The following is a 17,233-nucleotide window of genomic DNA, read 5'->3' as shown; positions in this document are numbered from 1 at the left end:
CGGAAACAGCCCCATCAATGGCCCCACAAGGCAAACAACCCGGAAAACCCCCACGCACCGGCACTCGGAGGGCTCGGGACAGTACCGGTCTGACGGGATCGCCGGGTACCGTGGTCCCGGCCCGGACCACGGAAGACCGCACTGACCACCGAGGGCCGAGGACCGAGGACACGCAAGGAGCTTCAGGTGTTCAATGACATAGGACCGCTCGAGCTGATCACGCTCGTTGTCCTCGCCGTGCTCGTCTTCGGTCCGGACAAGCTCCCGAAGGTCATCCAGGACGTCACGCGGACCATCCGCAAGATCCGTGAGTTCTCGGAGAGTGCCAAGCAGGACATCCGGCAGGAACTCGGCCCGGAGTTCAAGGACTTCGAGTTCGAGGACCTCAACCCCAAGACGTTCATCCGCAAGCAGCTGGACAACGACGAACTGGGGCTCAAGGAGATCCGCAACGGCTTCGACCTGAAGAAGGAGATGGCCGAGGTCACGGACGCGGTCCACGGCCGCGACAGTGACTCGTCGTCTTCCTCGTCCGGTGCCGCCGGAGCCACCGTCGACATGACGAAGAAGCCCGAAACGCCGGACGAGCGCCCGCCGTACGACGCGGACGCCACCTGAGTCGTACGCCCGGGCCCTGAGCCGTGCGCCGTGGGCGCACGCCCCGCCGTACGTGACGCGTTTCATACGCCGGACGGGCCCCGCACGGCCTGAACCGACCCCCTGAACGACCCACGCGCCGGGCGCTTTCCCGGCTGCTCGCAGCGGGGTGGCTATGCTGCCGAGTTGTTGTGCGGAGCGGACGAGTACGCCCGAAGGGGGGCGGGCCGTTCGATCCGACGAGAGCGAGGAGGCGTCCGGGCACATGGAGACGACGAGTCGGGCAGTCGCGCAGACGCCGGCCGCGGAGGGCGGACAACAGGCCCCCTCCGTCCGCCGCACGGTCGACGGCTACCTGCTGGCGTCCTTCCCGTGGTACGGCCTCGACGAGGCGTTCACGGGACCGCGCTGGCTGATGCAGGTCGGTGCGGCGGCCGACGGGGCCGTGGAACACGGTTCGATCGGGCACGGTGACGAGCCCTCCGTACGGAACGAAGGCACGGAGGACAAGGAGAAGTTCGCGGTGGTGGTCACCGTGGCGGCCAACCCGGTGCGGCGCAGCGCGGACGGCACGGGCCTCCTGGAGGCCACGTCGGTGTCCTCCGCTGCCTGGCTGGCGGGTGTGGGGCTGCTGTCCTTCACCTGGCCCGGCCAGATGGACCACAGCCTGCGTGACGACTGGCTGGACCAGCAGACCGAGACGGCCTGGGCCCTCGCGGACGACCTGGACGGCGACGACTGGTCGACGCTGTCCCTTCCTGTGGACGGTGTTCCGACGTCCTTCCACTACCGCGAGTCCGAGTTCGGCTGGGTGCTCGCCGGGTCGACCCAGGAAGGGGTGCACGTGGGCGCGTACGGCAGAGGCATGAGCGCGTACGGGCTCGGCTTCGCCATGATCAAGGACATCACCGCCTACGCATAGCCGGTGGTACGTCGATGGGGGCGCCGTCTCACGGACGGCGCCCCCATCGACGTACCAGACCGTCTGCGGAGCTAGAACTTGTTGCGCGGGGTGATCCCCAGCGACAGCCCCGAAAGGCCCCGCTGCCGCCCGCCCAGCTTCCCCGCGATCGCCCGCAGGGCCGCGCCCGCCGGGGAGTCCGGGTCGGTCAGGACTACCGGCTTGCCCTCGTCGCCGCCCTCGCGGAGGCGGACGTCGATGGGGATGCTGCCGAGGACCGGTACCGAAGTGCCCGTCGTGCGGGTCAGGCCGTCGGCGACCGACTGGCCGCCGCCGGTGCCGAAGACGTCGACCATCTCGCCGCAGTGCGGGCACGGCAGGCCGGACATGTTCTCCACCACGCCGACGATCTTCTGGTGGGTCTGGACGGCGATGGAGCCCGCCCGCTCGGCCACCTCGGCCGCCGCCTGCTGAGGCGTCGTCACAACCAGGATCTCGGCGTTCGGGACCAGCTGGGCCACGGAGATGGCGATGTCGCCCGTGCCCGGCGGGAGGTCGAGCAGCAGGACGTCCAGGTCGCCCCAGTACACGTCCGCCAGGAACTGCTGGAGCGCCCGGTGGAGCATCGGGCCGCGCCACACCACCGGGGCGTTGCCCGGGGTGAACATGCCGATGGAGATGACCTTCACGCCGTGCGCGGACGGCGGCATGATCATGTTCTCGACCTGGGTCGGGCGGCCGTCGGCGCCCAGCATGCGCGGCACGCTGTGGCCGTAGATGTCGGCGTCCACGACACCGACCTTCAGCCCGTCCGCGGCCATCGCCGCCGCCAGGTTGACGGTCACCGAGGACTTGCCGACGCCGCCCTTGCCGGAGGCCACCGCGTACACGCGGGTCAGCGAGCCCGGCTTGGCGAAGGGGACCTCGCGCTCGGTCTGGCCACCGCGCAGCGCGGTCGCCAGTTCCTTGCGCTGCTCGTCGCTCATGACGTCGAGTTCGACGTCGACGCGGGTGACGCCCTCGACCGCCGAGACCGCGTCCGTCACGCGCTGCGTGATCGTTTCGCGCATGGGGCAGCCGGAGACCGTCAGGTACACCGCGACCGCGACCGCTCCGTCCGCGCCGATCTCCACGGACTTGACCATCCCCAGTTCGGTGATGGGTCGGTTGATCTCGGGGTCGTTCACCGTCGCCAGTGCTTCACGCACCGCGTCTTCCGTAGCCATAAGGACGATGGTACGGCGCCGCGCTGGGGCCTGGGAAAGCCCGTCAACGGTCGTCTGCGTCACGTACCCGCGACCGTTCTGCCGGGAATACGACATGGCCGTCGTGCCGCTCGTCCAGTTCCTTCACCAGGTCCTGCAGCTCGGAACGGATCCAGTCACGGGTCGCCACCTCTCCGAGGCCGATCCTGAGCGAGGCGATCTCGCGGGTCAGGTACTCGGTGTCCGCGATCGACCGCTCGCTCGCCTTGCGGTCCTGTTCGAGGTTGACCCGGTCGCGGTCGTCCTGCCGGTTCTGCGCCAGCAGGATCAGCGGGGCCGCGTAGGAGGCCTGGAGGGACAGCATCAGCGTCAGGAAGATGAAGGGGTAGTTGTCGAAGCGCAGGTCACGGGGCGCGAAGATGTTCCACAGCACCCACACGATGATGACGATCGTCATCCAGACGATGAACCGTCCGGTGCCCAGGAAGCGCGCGATGCGCTCCGACAGCCGCCCGAAGGCCTCCGGGTCCCACTCGGGCAGGAGCCGGCGCCGGGGCGGGCGCGGCTGGTCGAGCCGGGGACGGGAGCGGGTGGTGGCGGTCGCGCCCGCCAGGGTGCGCTCGCGGGTGCTCTCGCGCTCAGGAGCCATCGGGTGCCACCTCCTCGCTCTCGTCGAGGTGGAACTCGGTCTCCCGCCAGTCGTCGGGCAGCATGTGGTCCAGTACGTCGTCCACGGTCACCGCGCCCAGCAGCGACCCGGCCTCGTCGACGACGGGCGCCGCGACCATGTCGTACGTCGCGAAGAACCCGGCGACCAGGGGCAGTGCCGCGTCCGGCGCCAGGGACTGCAGGTCGTCGTCGATGATCGAGCTGACCAGCGTGTACGGCGGGTCGCGCAGCAGCCGCTGGAAGTGGACCGTGCCGAGGTACTTGCCGGTCGGGGTCTCGTCGGGCGGCCGGCAGACGTAGACCTGGGCGGCGAGCGCGGGGGAGAGGTCGGGGTTGCGGACCCGGGCGAGGGCGTCGGCGACGGTCGCGTCGGGCCGCAGCACGATCGGCTCGGTCGTCATCAGGCCGCCGGCCGTGTGCTCCTCGTAGGCCAACAGGCGCCGCATGTCGGCCGCGTCGGCGGGCTTCATCAGGCTCAGCAGCCGCTCCTGGTCGGCCTTGGGCAGCTCGGAGAGCAGGTCGGCCGCGTCGTCCGGGTCCATGGCCTCCAGGACGTCGGCGGCCCGGTCCTCCTTCAGCTTGCCGAGGATCTCGATCTGGTCGTCCTCCGGCAGCTCTTCGAGTACGTCGGCCAGGCGGTCGTCGTCGAGGGCGGCGGCGACCTCGGCGCGCCGCTTGGGGGAAAGGTGGTGCAGGACGTTGGCGAGGTCGGCGGGGCGCAGCTGCTCGAAGGTGGCCAGCAGGCTCTCGGCGCCCTGTCCGTGCTCCTCCAGGGAGAAGCCGGTGACGGCGGACCACTCGACGGTCAGCGTCTCGCCCTTGCGCCGGAAGGCGCCGCCCTTGCCGCCCTTGCGGACGAAGACGCGGTCGATCTCCCAGTCGCGGCGGGCCGGCAGCTGCTGCACCGACACGTCCAGGACCGTGACCTCCTCGCGGGTCTCGACGAGCGTGACGCGCCGGTCGAGGAGCTCACCGAAGACGAGCCGCTCGGTGGGTCGTTGCTCGAAGCGGCGGACGTTGAGCACACCGGTGGTGATGACCTGGCCGGAGTCGATGCCGGTGACCCGGGTGATGGGCAGGAAGATGCGGCGGCGCGTGGCGAGTTCGACGACCAGGCCGAGCAGGCGTGGCGGCCGGCGCCCGACGCGCAGCATGACGACCAGGTCGCGCAGGCGGCCGACCTGGTCGCCGGCCGGGTCGAAGACGGCGACGTCGGCGAGGTGCGAGACGAAGATCCGGGGGGCGCCCGCTGCCATGGTTGTGCTTCCTTTTCGTGCGGGGTTCGTGCGGAGTTGCGTCCTGGGTCGCTGGGTGGGTCTCTTTTCCGAATTGCCCGCTCGGGTGGGCTTCAGGCTAGCCCGTCCCGATCGGATACGCCCTGGTGAGGGGTCCGGACGGACTGGCTCCGCCCGGGCCGCCCGACCCCGGTACGCTGCCGTACGCCGCTGAAGGACCTTCGTCAGAAAGGCAGCCCCACCTGTGACTGCGATTCCCCGGCGCCGTACCCGCAGGGCCGCACTGGTGGGCGCCATGTGCGCCCTCGTCGTGACGGGGACGGGCCTCGCGGGATGCAGCGAGGATCCGGACGCGGGGACCAACGGGGTCGGCAAGCTGCCGGCCGACCAGATCCAGTCCCGGACCCGTACCGCCGCCCAGTCCGCCACCGCGGTGCAGCTTGCCGGGAACGTGGTCGCCGGCGGGCGGACGTACAAGCTCGACATGCGCCTGAAGTCCGACGGCGGCTCAGGTTCGGTCACCTCACAGGACGCGACCTTCCAGCTGCTGCGGATCGGCGAGCAGCTCTTCCTGAAGGCGGACGCCGGCTTCTGGACCGACGCGGACGGCAAGGGCGACGGCTCCGACGCGGACGCGGCGGCGGCCGACAAGCTCGACGGCAAGTACGTGAAGGTGCCCCAGGGCGACCCCTCGTACAAAAAGTTCAGCGGCTTCACGGACATGGACGTCCTCCTCGACGGTCTGCTGACGCTGCACGGCACGCTGGAGACGGACGGCCACCACCAGCAGGCGGGCGTCCGCACCATCCGCATCACCGGCGACGACGGCTCCGGCGGCACACTCGACGTCTCCCTGGAGGGCAAGCCGTACCCGCTGCGCCTGGTGCGGGCGGGCGGCGCGGGCACCCTGACCTTCACGGCCTGGGGCAAGACCTTCGCCCTGACCGAGCCGGAGCAGGACGAGACGGTGGACTACGGCAAGAAGCTGCCGACCTCGTAGCTGTCAGCGCCGCTTTCGCTTCTTCATGAGCAGGCGCGGCAGGCCGGCCGGCACCGGCTCACGCGTCGTCGCCGACGTCGGCAGCGGTGCCTTCGCCAGATCGCCGTCGGGCAGCGCTGCCGTCTGCCCGGTCGGCTCCAGGCGGAGTACCCGGCATTCGCGGGCCCACCGCTCCGTCATGGCCTCGCCGTCCGGGGCGTTGAGCCGTTTGCCCTTGAGCTCCGCGACCGCCGCCTCCCACTGGGGGGACCCGGAGGAAAGCTCCACGACCTTCGCCGCCCAGGCGACCAGCCGGCCGCCCTTGTCCTTGCTGCGGACGGTGACCTCGGCGGTGCTCCCGTCGGCCAGCCCCGGCAGCGGCTGTTCGCCGGGCCCGTCGCCGACCAGACAGGCCGCGCCCTCGTGCCACACGTGCCACAGCGCGCGGGCCGGGCCGCCGGGGCCCTCGACCCAGATGAGACCGGACTTCTTCGTGGCCTCCTCGACGAGGGCCTGGTCGAGCAGCTCGCTAGTCATGGGCTCAGCCTATCCAGGGGCCCTCAGAGCCAGCCGTTGCGCTTGAGGGTGCGGTGGATGCCCACACAGAGGGCCACCGTGACCGACATGATCACCGGGTAGCCGTACCTCCAGTGCAGTTCCGGCATGTGGTCGAAGTTCATGCCGTACACGCCGCACACCATCGTCGGTACGGCGATGATCGCGGCCCACGAGGTGATCTTCCGCATGTCCTCGTTCTGCGCGACGGACGCCTGCGCGAGGTTGGCCTGGAGGATCGAGTTGAGGAGCTCGTCGAAGCCGAGGACCTGTTCCTGGACGCGGGCGAGGTGGTCGGCGACGTCCCGGAAGTACTTCTGGATGTCCGGGTCGATCAGCCGCATCGGGCGCTCGCTCAGCAGCTGCATGGGGCGCAGCAGCGGCGACACGGCCCGCTTGAACTCCAGGACCTCACGCTTGAGTTGGTAGATGCCCGCCGAGTCCACACCGCGCGAGACGCCGCCCCGGCGGCCCGGCGAGAAGACCTCGGTCTCCACCTCGTCGATGTCGTCCTGCACCGCGTCCGCGACCGCGATGTAGCCGTCGACGACATGGTCGGCGATCGCGTGCAGCACCGCCGAGGGGCCCTTGGCGAGCAGCTCGGGGTCGTCCTGGAGGCGGTGGCGCAGTGCCCTGAGCGAGCCCTGGCCGCCGTGCCGGACGGTGATGAAGAAGTCCCGGCCGGTGAAGCACATGACCTCGCCGGTCTCGACGACCTCGCTGTTCGCGGTGAGCCGGTCGTGCTCGACGTAGTGGATGGTCTTGAACACGGTGAACAGGGAGTCGTCGTAGCGCTCCAGCTTGGGGCGCTGGTGGGCCTGCACCGCGTCCTCCACGGCCAGCGGGTGCAGCCCGAACTCGCTGGCGATACCGGAGAATTCGGCTTCGGTCGGCTCGTGCAGCCCGATCCACACGAAGCCCCCGTCGCGGCGTACCACACGCATCGCCTCGTTCGGGGTGAGCGGCTTCGGCGTCTCGACGCGGGCGCCGTCGCGGTAGACGGCGCAGTCGACGACGGCGGACGGCGTCGAAGGGTCGCGGGTGGTGTCGTAGACGCTGCTGCTGTCCTTGCGCAGGGAGACACGGGACGGGCGGACCACGGCACGCAGGTCACGGATCATCGACATGGCAGGCTCCTTCGTGACTGGCAACGAAAGGCCGCCGACGGCGGTTGGAACTGCCCGGAATGGGGACGTCCTGACTGCGGATGTTTGGCACGTCCACAAAGCGGGGAGCACCGCACCGTCGCGGTGGCGAGCTTCGCTACTGATTCAGCTACTGCCTCGGATCGGGCAGTTCGGACAGATCAGGCAAAACGAAACGAAGCGCTCTTCCGCGGTGAAGCGAGTGCGAGAGGTGGCAGTCAGCCAGAGCCAGAACAGCTACATCAGCGGCGGGAAGAGCGGGTGCTACTGCACGGTCGACTTCGGTCCATTGCAGCCCCACCTCCTCCGGCCGGTCCCTCGTAAGGGAGTTCCTTCGGCGTCGGGGCTTGATCGCGACGCTTCTGCGTGCTGCCCCGAACCACCGGGCAAGAGTAACAGCCGACCGAAGTGTCAAGGCGCTGCTTTGCCCGGTACTGACGAGTTCTATGCTCGCGACATGGCTGATGTTCTTCCTCTGGTCGAGGCCCGGTTGCGTTCCGCGCTGGGCGAGCCGGACGCGCGCGCGGCGGTCACCTTCCTCGGCACGGACCGCATCGAGGTGCTGCGGTTTCAGGAGGGTGACATCGTCCGTTACGCCACGCTCGGCATGTCCGCCCAGCCGATGAGCGATCCCACCGCGGTGCTCGCCGACCCGGTCGAGGGCCCGCGCGCCGAGCTGGTCCTCTCGGTGCGCGGCGGACTCGCCGACACCGACAAGGTGCTCCGCCCGCTCGCCGTGCTCGGCGCGTCCCCGCAGGTCGAGGGTGTGGTGGTGGCACCCGGCGCCTCCCTCGACGTCGGCGAGCCCCTGTGGCCAGGCGCTCCGTTCACCTCTGTCCTGGTCGCCGAGCCGGGCGGCCTGGTCGAGGACCTGGAACTCGACGAGCCCCTCGACCCCGTACGGTTCCTGCCGCTGCTCCCGATGACCCCGAACGAGGCCGCCTGGAAGCGGGTGCACGGCGCGCAGGCCCTCCAGGAGCGCTGGCTGACGAACGGGACGGACCTCAGGGATCCGTCCCGGAAGTCCGTCCCGCTGGACTGACACGCGGGTGAGCAATCTCACCAACCCGTGGCCGAAAAGCGTCAGTTGGCGAAGACGGTGACGCTGTCCTCGGCCGCGTGCCTCGGTTCGAGCTCCTTGGCGTCGTGCGCAAGCGACTCCCGTCGCACGACGACCACGAGTGCGCCCAGCACAGCGGTGACCGCCGCGACCATGAACGGGATGTGGATGTCGCTCCACTCCTCGATCTTCGGCGCGAAGTAGGGCGCCGCGGCGGCCGCGAACCAGCGCACGAAGTTGTAGCCCGCGCTGGCCACGGGACGCGGCGCGTCCGACACCCCGAGCGCCAGCTCTGTGTACACGGTGTTGTTCACGCCGATGAAGGCGCCGGACAGGATCGTGCAGACGATGGCGGCGGTGTGGTTGCCGTACCCGAGGACGAGCACGTCGACCGCGAGCAGCACCAGCGAGCCGCCGAGCACCTTCAGCGAGCCGAAACGCTCCTGCATGCGCGGCGCCACGATCACCGAGAAGACGGCGAGCAGCACACCCCAGGCGAAGAACACGGCACCCGACTTGTAGGGGGTCATGTCCAGCACGAACGGCGTGAAGGCCAGCACGGTGAAGAACGTGTAGTTGTAGAAGAACGCCGAGACGGCGGCGGAGGCGAGCCCGCCGTGGCCGAGCGCCTTGATCGGGTCGAGCAGTGAGGTCTTCCTGACCGGCTTCGGCTGCTCCTTCAGGAATGCCGTGATGCACAGGAAGCCGATCGCCATCAGGAACGCTGTGCCGAAGAAGGGGTAGCGCCAGCTGGCGTCCCCGAGCAGCGCGCCCACCAGGGGCCCGCACGCCATGCCGAGGCCGAGGGCGGACTCGTACAGCAGGATCGCTGCCGCGCTTCCCCCGGCCGCCGCGCCGACGATGACGGCGAGGGCCGTCGAGACGAACAGCGCGTTGCCGAGGCCCCAGCCGGCCCGGAAGCCGACGAGTTCGCCGACCGAGTCGGACGTGCCCGAGAGCCCCGCGAAGACCACGACCAGCGCGAGGCCGAGCAGCAGCGTCCTGCGGCCGCCGATGCGGCTGGAGACGAAGCCGGTGACCAGCATCGCGATCGCGGTGATCAGGAAGTACGACGTGAAGAGCAGCGAGACCTGACTGGCGGTGGCGTCCAGGCCGGAGGCGATGGACGGCAGGATCGGGTCGACGAGTCCGATGCCCATGAAGGCGACGACGGACGCGCCTGCGGTCGCCCACACCGCCTTGGGTTGCCGCAGGATGCCACCGGCTCCCGCGTCGAAGGGGTCCTTGGTGTCTCCCATCGTGTGCTCCCATCCCGCGAAGGTAGTTGGTATATACACACGATAATTTAGGTCGCCTAATTAATGCAAGCCGCATCTAGATTTCGCCGGTGAGCGCTTCCGCCCGGACGGGTGATCAGTCCTTGACGTGGCGGAGCAGGGGTAGGACCGTGGGGCCCTATGAGGGGCGAACCCAGTTGCCCGAAGTGCGGTGGCCGGGTCAGGGCTCCCGGACTCTTCGCCGATACCTGGCAGTGCGACGTCCACGGGACCGTGCACCCGGTGCAGCCCGTGATCCCGCCCAGCGTCGAGGCCCTCGGTGTCGTGGTGCACCGCACCCAGGTGCCGGTGTGGATGCCTTGGCCGCTGCCGGTCGGCTGGCTGTTCACGGGCGTGGCCTGCGCGGGCGACGACCGCAGCGGCGGCCGTGCGACGGCCGTGGCGTGCTCGGGGCCCGGACCGCTCGGCGGCATGGGCGAGCTGATCCTGGTGGCCGAGGAACTCGGCGTCGGCCTCGGCGCGCGGTACGCGGGCATGGACGGCCCGGACCCGGGACCGTACATGAGCGTCGAGAAGCCGCCCCAGGCCAAGGTCCTCGCCGCCGGCCGCCCGACCCCGCTGTGGCATGTGGCCGGTGCGCCGGACGATCGCGCCGTCTTCGCGGGCGAGGCGCTCGGGCTGTGGGTGTGGGCGGTCGTGTGGCCCGAGCAGTCGGGGCTGCTGATGTACGACGAGCTGGTGCTGACGGATCTGCGGGACGCGGGAGCCGAGCTGGAGCTGGTTCCCTGCGGGGCGCTGTCGCCCCGCCTGCTGGAACCCTAGGGGGCAGCTGGGGTCCGCCTGGGTGTTTGTGTAGGGGGCGCTGTGAGGCTGTGGGTGTGACAGGGGACCTCGAAAGTCTGGTTATCCTTGAGCGTCCTCCTCCGTCCCGTCACCGCTTGGAGTCCGCGTCGTGCGCATCGACCTGCACACCCACTCCACCGCTTCCGACGGTACGGACACCCCGGCCGAGCTGGTGCGCAGTGCCGCCGCGGCCGGTCTCGACGTCGTCGCGCTGACCGATCACGACACCACCCGCGGGTACCCCGAGGCGATCGCCGCGCTGCCGGAGGGGCTCACGCTGGTCACCGGCGCGGAGCTGTCCTGCCGTATCGACGGCGTCTCCATGCACATGCTGGCCTACCTCTTCGACCCCGAGGAGCCGGCGCTGCTCGCCGAGCGCGAGCTGGTGCGCGACGACCGGGTGCCGCGGGCACGGGCCATGGTCGCCAGGCTTCAGGAGCAGGGCGTCCCGGTCACCTGGGAGCAGGTCGCGCGGATCGCGGGCGACGGTTCGGTCGGACGCCCGCATGTGGCGACCGCGCTCGTCGAGCTGGGCGTCGTGGCGACCGTGGACGACGCGTTCACGGCCGACTGGCTGGCCGACGGCGGCCGGGCCTTCGTGGAGAAGCACGAGACCGACCCCTTTGAGGCGATCCGGCTGGTCAAGGGCGCGGGCGGCGTCACCGTGTTCGCCCACCCGGGCGCGAGCAAGCGGGGGCGTACGGTCCCCGAGTCCGCGATCGCCGAGATGGCCGCGGCCGGTCTCGACGGCATCGAGGTCGACCACATGGACCACGACCCGGACACCCGGGCGCGGCTGCGCGGCCTCGCCAAGGAGCTCGGGCTGCTGACCACCGGGTCCAGCGACTACCACGGCAGCCGGAAGACGTGCGTGCTCGGCGAGTACGTGACGGATCCCGAGGTGTACGGGGAGATCACGCGACGGGCGACGGGGGCGTTCCCGGTGCCGGGGGCCGGCGGGGCCTGAGGTCCACGCCTCTCACGCCGGTTCACCTCCCTCGCGCCGGTTCACGTTCCAGGTCGGTTCGCGTTCCTGGTCGGTCACGTTCCATGCCGGTTCGCGCTCCTCGTCGGTTCACGTTCAATGTCGGTTCGCGTTCCTCACATCCACGTCCGTTCGTCGCTCAGCAAGGCCCTCATGTTCGACCTCGCCGTCTTCGGCTCCCTGTTCCTGACCCTCTTCGTCATCATGGATCCCCCTGGGATCACCCCGATCTTCCTCGCGCTGACCTCCGGGCGCCCCGGCAAGGTGCAGAAGCGGATGGCGTTCCAGGCCGTCTGCGTGGCCGGCGGTGTCATCGCCGTCTTCGGGCTGCTCGGGCACCAGATCCTCGACTACCTGCATGTGTCCGTGCCCGCGCTGATGATCGCGGGCGGGCTGCTGCTCCTGCTGATCGCGCTGGACCTGCTCACCGGCAAGACGGACGAGCCGAAGCAGACCAAGGACGTCAACGTCGCCCTCGTACCGCTGGGCATGCCGCTGCTGGCCGGGCCCGGCGCGATCGTGTCCGTCATCCTCGCCGTGCAGAAGGCCGACAGCGTTGCCACGCAGGTGTCGGTGTGGGCGGCGATCCTCGCCATCCATGTCGTGCTGTGGGTGGTGATGCGGTACTCGCTGCTGATCATCCGGGTCATCAAGGACGGCGGCGTGGTCCTGGTGACGCGGCTCGCGGGCATGATGCTCTCCGCCATCGCCGTGCAGCAGATCATCAACGGGGTCACGCAGGTGATCCGGGCGAGCTGAGTCCCGGGCATACGCAGAGCCCCCGCACGGCGTCGATGCCGTACGGGGGCTCTGAAGTCTGTCGCGAGCTGATCGCGCCTGACGAGTGCGGCCTTATGAGGCCGAGGTCTCGGCAGGGCGAATCCAGAGGCGCTGTCCTATGGCGGCGGCCTGCTGCACGATTCGATTGACGGAGGCGGCGTCCACGACGGTGCTGTCCACGGCCGTGCCGTCGACATCGTCGAGTCGCATGATTTCGAAGCGCATTGGCTTCTCCCTTCGTCTGGTCATCCTCCTGAGGAGAACTACTTGTGTTGCGTCTGGTGGTCTTGCGCCTTCTGTGTGTAGTCAACGGGATGCGTGTTACAAACATTCCCTACGCTAAAGAAATTTTTCGAACGGCTAACTACTGACCGGTAAGTGGTTCCGGACGGGGCGTGAACGGGACTGACCGGGACCGGTTGTGTTCGCAGCGTGACCGCCGGGACAATGGAGACGATGAACGACGACCTCGCGGCCCTCAGCGCCCGCATCGACCGCACCAACGAGCTGCTCCAGCGCATGCTCGCCGAGGTGGCGAAGACGCCATCCACCCATGCGATCTTCGTCGACGCGGGATACCTGTACGCCGCCGCGGGACGCCTGGTCTCCGGGACGGAGGACCGACGGGCCTTCGACCTGGACGCCGAGGGGCTGATCGAGGCGCTCATCGACAGGGCGCGCACGATCTTCGCGGACAGCAGGCTGCTACGGGTCTACTGGTACGACGGCGCGAGACGCCGCATCCACACCGCCGAGCAGCAGTCCGTCGCCGAACTCCCGGACGTGAAGGTCCGGCTGGGCAACCTGAACGCGAACAACCAGCAGAAGGGCGTCGACTCCCTCATCCGCTCCGACCTGGAGTCCCTCGCCCGCCACCGCGCCATCAGCGACGCGGCCCTTCTCGGCGGCGACGAGGACCTGGTCTCGGCGGTCGAGGCGGCCCAGGGGTACGGCGCCCGCGTCCACCTCTGGGGCATCGAGGCACCGGAGGGCCGCAACCAGGCCGAGCCCCTGCTCTGGGAGGTCGACAGCCAGCGCACCTTCGACCTCGACTTCTTCAAGCCGTACGTGTCCCGCCGCACGGGCCTGGCCTACGAGCCGACGGCCCCCCGCCCCGCGCGCGAGGACGTCCGCTTCGTGGGCGCGCAGATCGCGGCGAAGTGGCTGGCGGCGAGGGGGCGGGAATCGCTCGGGGACCTGCTGCCCGGCCACCCGTATCTCCCCGGCTCGGTGGACCAGGACCTCCTGGTCGAGGCGGAGGGCATGTTGCAGTACTCGCTCCGCGGCCAGGCCGACCTGAGACGGGCCCTGCGGGACGGCTTCTGGGAGCACTTGCGGACGCAGTACTGATCCCTACTTCCGGTCCTCGCCGAGCCGGACGCCGTCCCAGAAGTCCGCGAGGGCGTGGGCGGTCGGGAGAGGCTGGTCGGCGTTGGGGGAATGCTCGGCGCCCGGGACGACCGTCCGCCGCGCCCCCAGTCGTACGGCCATGTCGTCCAGCAGCGTCACCGGCCAGGTGTCGTCCCGGGCGCCCGACAGGACGTGGAACGGGAGCGGAACGGCGGCGAGTTCGGCGACCCGGTTGGGCTCCGTGCACAACTGGCGGCCTGTGGCACGGAGTTGGGCGGGCTTGTTGCCCAGCCAGCGTCGGCGCAGCAACTCCATGCCGCCGATGCCGCGGGCGGGACCGCCGACCTCCTCCGGAGGTCCCATCGCCAGGATGGCATCCCATACCTCCGCCATCCCCATCACGTCGAGCGCGTCCCGCAACAGCTTCACCCGCTGCTGCTGGGAGTCGGAGATCTGGGCGGGCCCGGAGGCGACCAGGGTCAGCGAGAGGAAGGGGGAGTGGTCGAGCAGTACGGCGGCACGGGCGATCTGACCACCGAGGGAGTGCCCGAGCAGATGCAGGGGGGTGCCGACGCTTTCGGCCTGGGCGAGCACGTCCCGCGCCAACTCCGCCTGCGTGTAGGCGGATTCGTCCTCCTCCGGCCCGTCCGACTCGAACTGGCCCCGCCCGTCCACGGCCACCACACGGTACCCACGCCCCGCGAGCGGCTGGTGCAACAGCGTGAAGTCCTCCTTGCTCCCCGTGAACCCGGGCAGCAGCAACACGGTGCCCTTCGGCTCGACACCGGGAGCGGCGGGCGAATCGACGACGGCGAAGTCTCCGCGGGAGGTGTGGAGGGGGTAGGCGTGGGCGTTGGGGGGTGGGGTGAAGGGGGCTTGGCTGGTCACGGAGGGAGGGTATCGGGTGGGCATGGGCGTGGGCCGGGGGGCCAGGGCTGAGCCCCCTGGCGGGGTCCGGAAACGCCGACGGCCCGGTTCACACGTGGTGAACCGGGCCGTCGGGCGGGAGATCAGCTCTCCGTGGGCTCCGTGGCTGCCGTGGCCTTACGGGCCCGGCGCCGAGGTGCGGCCACCGGCTCATCGGCGGCCTGGGCCGGGATGTCGGCGGTGGCCACCGCAGGCTGCGCGGCCTTGCGCGTACGACGGGGCTTGACCTCCGCAGTCGCCTCGACCGCGGCACCCTCAACTGCCTTGGCAGCGGCGGTCTTCCGCGCACGGCGCGGCTTGGTCGCCGTACCCTCCGCGGTGTCGACGACGGCTTCAACAGCGGCAGCCGCCGTCTTGCGCGTGCGGCGCGGCTTGGCCTCGGCGGCCTCGGCCGTGTCGACCGCGGCCTCGGCGGTGGCTACCGCAGGCTGCGCGGCCTTGCGCGTGCGGCGCGGCTTGACCACCTCGGCCTGCTCAGCCTCCGGGGTCGTCTGCGCCGGGATCTCGGCGACGGGCTCGGCGGCGACGGCCTTACGCGTGCGGCGACGCGGCTTCGCCTCCACGGCTTCGGCGGTGTCGAGGGCGGCCTCGGCCGGAGCCTCGGCAGCCGCCTTCCGCGTGCGACGGCGAGGCTTGGCTTCGGCGGCTTCGGCGGTGTCGAGGGCGGCCTCGGCCGGAGCCTCGGCAGCCGCCTTCCGCGTGCGACGGCGAGGCTTGGCTTCGGCGGCTTCGGCGGCTTCGGCGGTGTCGAGGGCGGCCTCGGCCGTGTCGACCGCGGTCTCGGCGGTGGCGGCAGCCTTGCGCGTACGACGGCGCGGTGTGGCGGCGGGCGCCTCGGCCTCCGGCACCGCCGGGGTCTGCGACACCGTCTCCGGCGCCGTGGACTCGGCCGTGTCGACCGCGGTCTCCGCGGACTTGCGGGTACGGCGGCGGCGCGGCTTCGCCGGGGTCTCGGCGGTGTCGAGGGCAGCCGAGCCCTCGGCCGTCGTGACGGCGGCCTCCGCGGCCTCCGTCACCGGCGCCACCTCGGACACCGTCGGCTCGATCGTCACCGCTGCCGTGGCCGGCACCGTCTCCGATGCCGCACCGCGGGTGCGGCGACGGCGGCGCGGGGTGCGGGTCGCGGTGGCGTCCTCCGCGGCGGTGGTCTCCTGCGGGGCGACGACGCCCTCGACGGGAGCCGTCCCGGTGGGAGCCGTCGCCTCCAGCGGGGCCCCGTTGCGCGTACGGCGGCGGCGACGCGGCGTACGGGCCGAACGCTCGTCCTCGGCCGGACGGGACTCCTCCCGAGCGCCTCGGCCGTCCCGAGCGCCTCGGGCGTCCCGGTCACCGCGACCGCCGCGGTCACCACGGCCGCCCCGGTCACCACGACCGCGCGCACCACGGCCGCCCGTCTCGCCCAGGTCCTCCAGCTCCTCCGCCCCGAGCCCGGCGCGCGTGCGCTCCGAGCGCGGCAGGACACCCTTGGTGCCCGCGGGGATGCTCAGCTCCTCGAAGAGGTGCGGGGAGGTGGAGTACGTCTCCGGCGGGTCGTTGAACCCGAGGTCCAGCGCCTTGTTGATGAGCTGCCAGCGCGGGATGTCGTCCCAGTCGACGAGGGTGATCGCGATGCCCTTGGCGCCCGCGCGGCCGGTACGGCCGATGCGGTGCAGGTACGTCTTCTCGTCCTCGGGGGACTGGTAGTTGATGACGTGGGTGACACCCTCGACGTCGATGCCGCGGGCGGCGACGTCGGTGCAGACGAGGACGTCCACCTTGCCGTTGCGGAACGCGCGCAGTGCCTGCTCGCGGGCGCCCTGGCCGAGGTCGCCGTGGACCGCGCCGGAGGCGAAGCCGCGCTGCTGGAGCTGGTCGGCCAGATCGGCCGCCGTCCGCTTCGTACGGCAGAAGACCATGACCAGTCCGCGGCCCTCGGCCTGCAGTATGCGCGCGACCAGCTCGGGCTTGTCCATGTTGTGCGCGCGGTAGATGTACTGCTTGGTGTTCGCGACCGTCTTGCCCGCGTCGTCCGGCGCCGTGGCGCTGATGTGCGTGGGCTGCGACATGTAGCGGCGCGCGAGGCCGATGACCGCGCCCGGCATGGTCGCCGAGAACAGCATCGTCTGGCGGCGGGCCGGCAGCATGTTGATGATCTTCTCGACGTCGGGCAGGAAGCCCAGGTCGAGCATCTCGTCGGCCTCGTCGAGGACGAGCGCCTTGATGTGCTTGAGGTTCAGCTTCTTCTGGCCCGCGAGGTCCAGCAGACGGCCCGGGGTGCCGACGATCACGTCGACGCCCTTCTTGAGGGCCTCGACCTGCGGCTCGTACGCCCGGCCGCCGTAGATGGCGAGAACGCGTACGTTACGGACCTTGCCCGCGGTCAGCAGGTCGTTGGTGACCTGTGTGCACAGCTCGCGCGTGGGGACGACGACGAGCGCCTGCGGGGCGTCGGTGAGGTCCTCGGGCTGGGCGCGGCCGGCCTCGACGTCGGCGGGGACGGTGACGCGCTCCAGGAGCGGGAGGCCGAAGCCCAGCGTCTTGCCGGTACCGGTCTTGGCCTGGCCGATGACGTCCGTGCCGGTGAGGGCGACGGGGAGTGTCATCTCCTGGATGGGGAAGGGGGTGACGATGCCGACGGCCTCAAGTGCTTCGGCCGTCTCGGGAAGGATTCCGAGCTCTCGGAAAGTCGTAGTCAGGGTGCTGCCTCTTCTGTGTGCGCGGCGCGAGGGCGAGCGCGGGGGTCGTCTAGGACCGTGCTGGGGACGTCGACTACTGCCTTACGGGC

Annotated in this window: 17 protein-coding genes; 8 read left to right on the top strand and 9 right to left on the bottom strand. The window is 70.6% G+C overall.

Translation table 11 applies throughout. From position 1 onward, the window contains the following. The first annotated feature begins 186 nt into the window (after window positions 1-186). Window positions 187-618, top strand: a complete 432-nt coding sequence (locus ACFYO2_RS10210) for a sec-independent translocase (RefSeq protein ID WP_388346814.1) — start codon at window positions 187-189, stop codon at window positions 616-618. Between the two features lie 244 nt (window positions 619-862). After that, window positions 863-1,519 (top strand): hypothetical protein, encoded by a 657-nt coding sequence (locus tag ACFYO2_RS10205; RefSeq protein WP_388346811.1) that lies wholly within the window; start codon window positions 863-865, stop codon window positions 1,517-1,519. A gap of 71 nt (window positions 1,520-1,590) precedes the next feature. On the opposite strand, the gene ACFYO2_RS10200 is transcribed toward ACFYO2_RS10205, so the two are convergent. Genes ACFYO2_RS10200 through ACFYO2_RS10190 form a run of 3 tightly spaced genes read right to left on the bottom strand, consistent with a single transcriptional unit; the run spans window position 1,591 to window position 4,628 of the window. After that, window positions 1,591-2,724 carry an Mrp/NBP35 family ATP-binding protein gene (locus tag ACFYO2_RS10200; RefSeq protein ID WP_388346808.1) on the bottom strand — a complete coding sequence of 378 codons (1,134 nt, stop codon included), beginning with the start codon at window positions 2,722-2,724 and terminating at the stop codon, window positions 1,591-1,593. A 43-nt stretch (window positions 2,725-2,767) separates the two neighbouring features. Then, window positions 2,768-3,352, bottom strand: a complete 585-nt coding sequence (locus tag ACFYO2_RS10195) for a DUF1003 domain-containing protein (protein WP_388346805.1) — start codon at window positions 3,350-3,352, stop codon at window positions 2,768-2,770. Then, entirely contained in the window at window positions 3,342-4,628 is a 1,287-nt protein-coding gene (locus ACFYO2_RS10190) for a magnesium transporter MgtE N-terminal domain-containing protein (RefSeq protein WP_388346803.1), read from the bottom strand. The genes ACFYO2_RS10195 and ACFYO2_RS10190 overlap by 11 nt, the downstream gene beginning before the upstream one ends. A gap of 223 nt (window positions 4,629-4,851) precedes the next feature. Here ACFYO2_RS10190 and ACFYO2_RS10185 point away from each other — a divergent pair, with 223 nt between their 5' ends. Then, window positions 4,852-5,607: a hypothetical protein gene (locus tag ACFYO2_RS10185; protein WP_388346800.1), complete on the top strand. Its 756-nt coding sequence runs from the start codon at window positions 4,852-4,854 to the stop codon at window positions 5,605-5,607. A gap of 3 nt (window positions 5,608-5,610) precedes the next feature. Here the strand turns inward: ACFYO2_RS10185 and ACFYO2_RS10180 are convergent, their stop codons facing one another. Then, window positions 5,611-6,123, bottom strand: a complete 513-nt coding sequence (locus ACFYO2_RS10180; protein ID WP_388346797.1) for a hypothetical protein — start codon at window positions 6,121-6,123, stop codon at window positions 5,611-5,613. Window positions 6,124-6,146: 23 nt separating this feature from the next. Next, window positions 6,147-7,268, bottom strand: coding sequence for a magnesium and cobalt transport protein CorA (locus ACFYO2_RS10175; RefSeq protein WP_388346794.1), 1,122 nt, complete (start codon window positions 7,266-7,268; stop codon window positions 6,147-6,149). Between the two features lie 475 nt (window positions 7,269-7,743). Here ACFYO2_RS10175 and ACFYO2_RS10170 point away from each other — a divergent pair, with 475 nt between their 5' ends. Next, entirely contained in the window at window positions 7,744-8,328 is a 585-nt protein-coding gene (locus tag ACFYO2_RS10170; RefSeq protein WP_388346791.1) for a suppressor of fused domain protein, read from the top strand. A 41-nt stretch (window positions 8,329-8,369) separates the two neighbouring features. Here ACFYO2_RS10170 and ACFYO2_RS10165 read toward each other — a convergent pair whose 3' ends face one another. Beyond that, the gene (locus ACFYO2_RS10165) at window positions 8,370-9,605 is read right to left on the bottom strand and encodes an MFS transporter (RefSeq protein WP_388346788.1); all 1,236 of its coding nucleotides are present in this window, start codon (window positions 9,603-9,605) and stop codon (window positions 8,370-8,372) included. A gap of 159 nt (window positions 9,606-9,764) precedes the next feature. Between ACFYO2_RS10165 and ACFYO2_RS10160 the strand changes: the two genes are divergently transcribed. From ACFYO2_RS10160 to ACFYO2_RS10150, 3 genes are all read left to right on the top strand, one after another. Then, window positions 9,765-10,406: a DUF6758 family protein gene (locus tag ACFYO2_RS10160; RefSeq protein WP_388346785.1), complete on the top strand. Its 642-nt coding sequence runs from the start codon at window positions 9,765-9,767 to the stop codon at window positions 10,404-10,406. Window positions 10,407-10,536: 130 nt separating this feature from the next. After that, window positions 10,537-11,394 carry a PHP domain-containing protein gene (locus tag ACFYO2_RS10155; protein WP_388346782.1) on the top strand — a complete coding sequence of 286 codons (858 nt, stop codon included), beginning with the start codon at window positions 10,537-10,539 and terminating at the stop codon, window positions 11,392-11,394. Between the two features lie 171 nt (window positions 11,395-11,565). Continuing rightward, on the top strand, window positions 11,566-12,171 hold the full coding sequence (locus tag ACFYO2_RS10150) for a MarC family protein (RefSeq protein ID WP_388346780.1): 606 nt from the start codon (window positions 11,566-11,568) through the stop codon (window positions 12,169-12,171). Between the two features lie 93 nt (window positions 12,172-12,264). Here ACFYO2_RS10150 and ACFYO2_RS10145 read toward each other — a convergent pair whose 3' ends face one another. Continuing rightward, window positions 12,265-12,417 carry a hypothetical protein gene (locus ACFYO2_RS10145; protein WP_217241068.1) on the bottom strand — a complete coding sequence of 51 codons (153 nt, stop codon included), beginning with the start codon at window positions 12,415-12,417 and terminating at the stop codon, window positions 12,265-12,267. A 231-nt stretch (window positions 12,418-12,648) separates the two neighbouring features. On the opposite strand from ACFYO2_RS10145, the gene ACFYO2_RS10140 reads away from it, so the two are divergent. Next, a complete protein-coding gene (locus ACFYO2_RS10140) occupies window positions 12,649-13,542 on the top strand; it encodes an NYN domain-containing protein (RefSeq protein WP_388346776.1) in 894 nt (297 codons plus the stop codon). Between the two features lie 3 nt (window positions 13,543-13,545). Here the strand turns inward: ACFYO2_RS10140 and ACFYO2_RS10135 are convergent, their stop codons facing one another. After that, on the bottom strand, window positions 13,546-14,430 hold the full coding sequence (locus ACFYO2_RS10135; RefSeq protein WP_388346774.1) for an alpha/beta fold hydrolase: 885 nt from the start codon (window positions 14,428-14,430) through the stop codon (window positions 13,546-13,548). 122 nt (window positions 14,431-14,552) lie between these two features. Then, window positions 14,553-17,051 (bottom strand): DEAD/DEAH box helicase, encoded by a 2,499-nt coding sequence (locus ACFYO2_RS10130; protein WP_388346771.1) that lies wholly within the window; start codon window positions 17,049-17,051, stop codon window positions 14,553-14,555. Window positions 17,052-17,233: the final 182 nt, after the last annotated feature.

Source organism: Streptomyces sp. NPDC006602, from assembly GCF_042870385.1.
In the GTDB taxonomy this organism is placed as follows: Bacteria; Actinomycetota; Actinomycetes; order Streptomycetales; family Streptomycetaceae; genus Streptomyces.
Note: the sequence above shows the minus strand (reverse complement) of the source record. Positions and strands in the feature narration are given on the sequence as shown.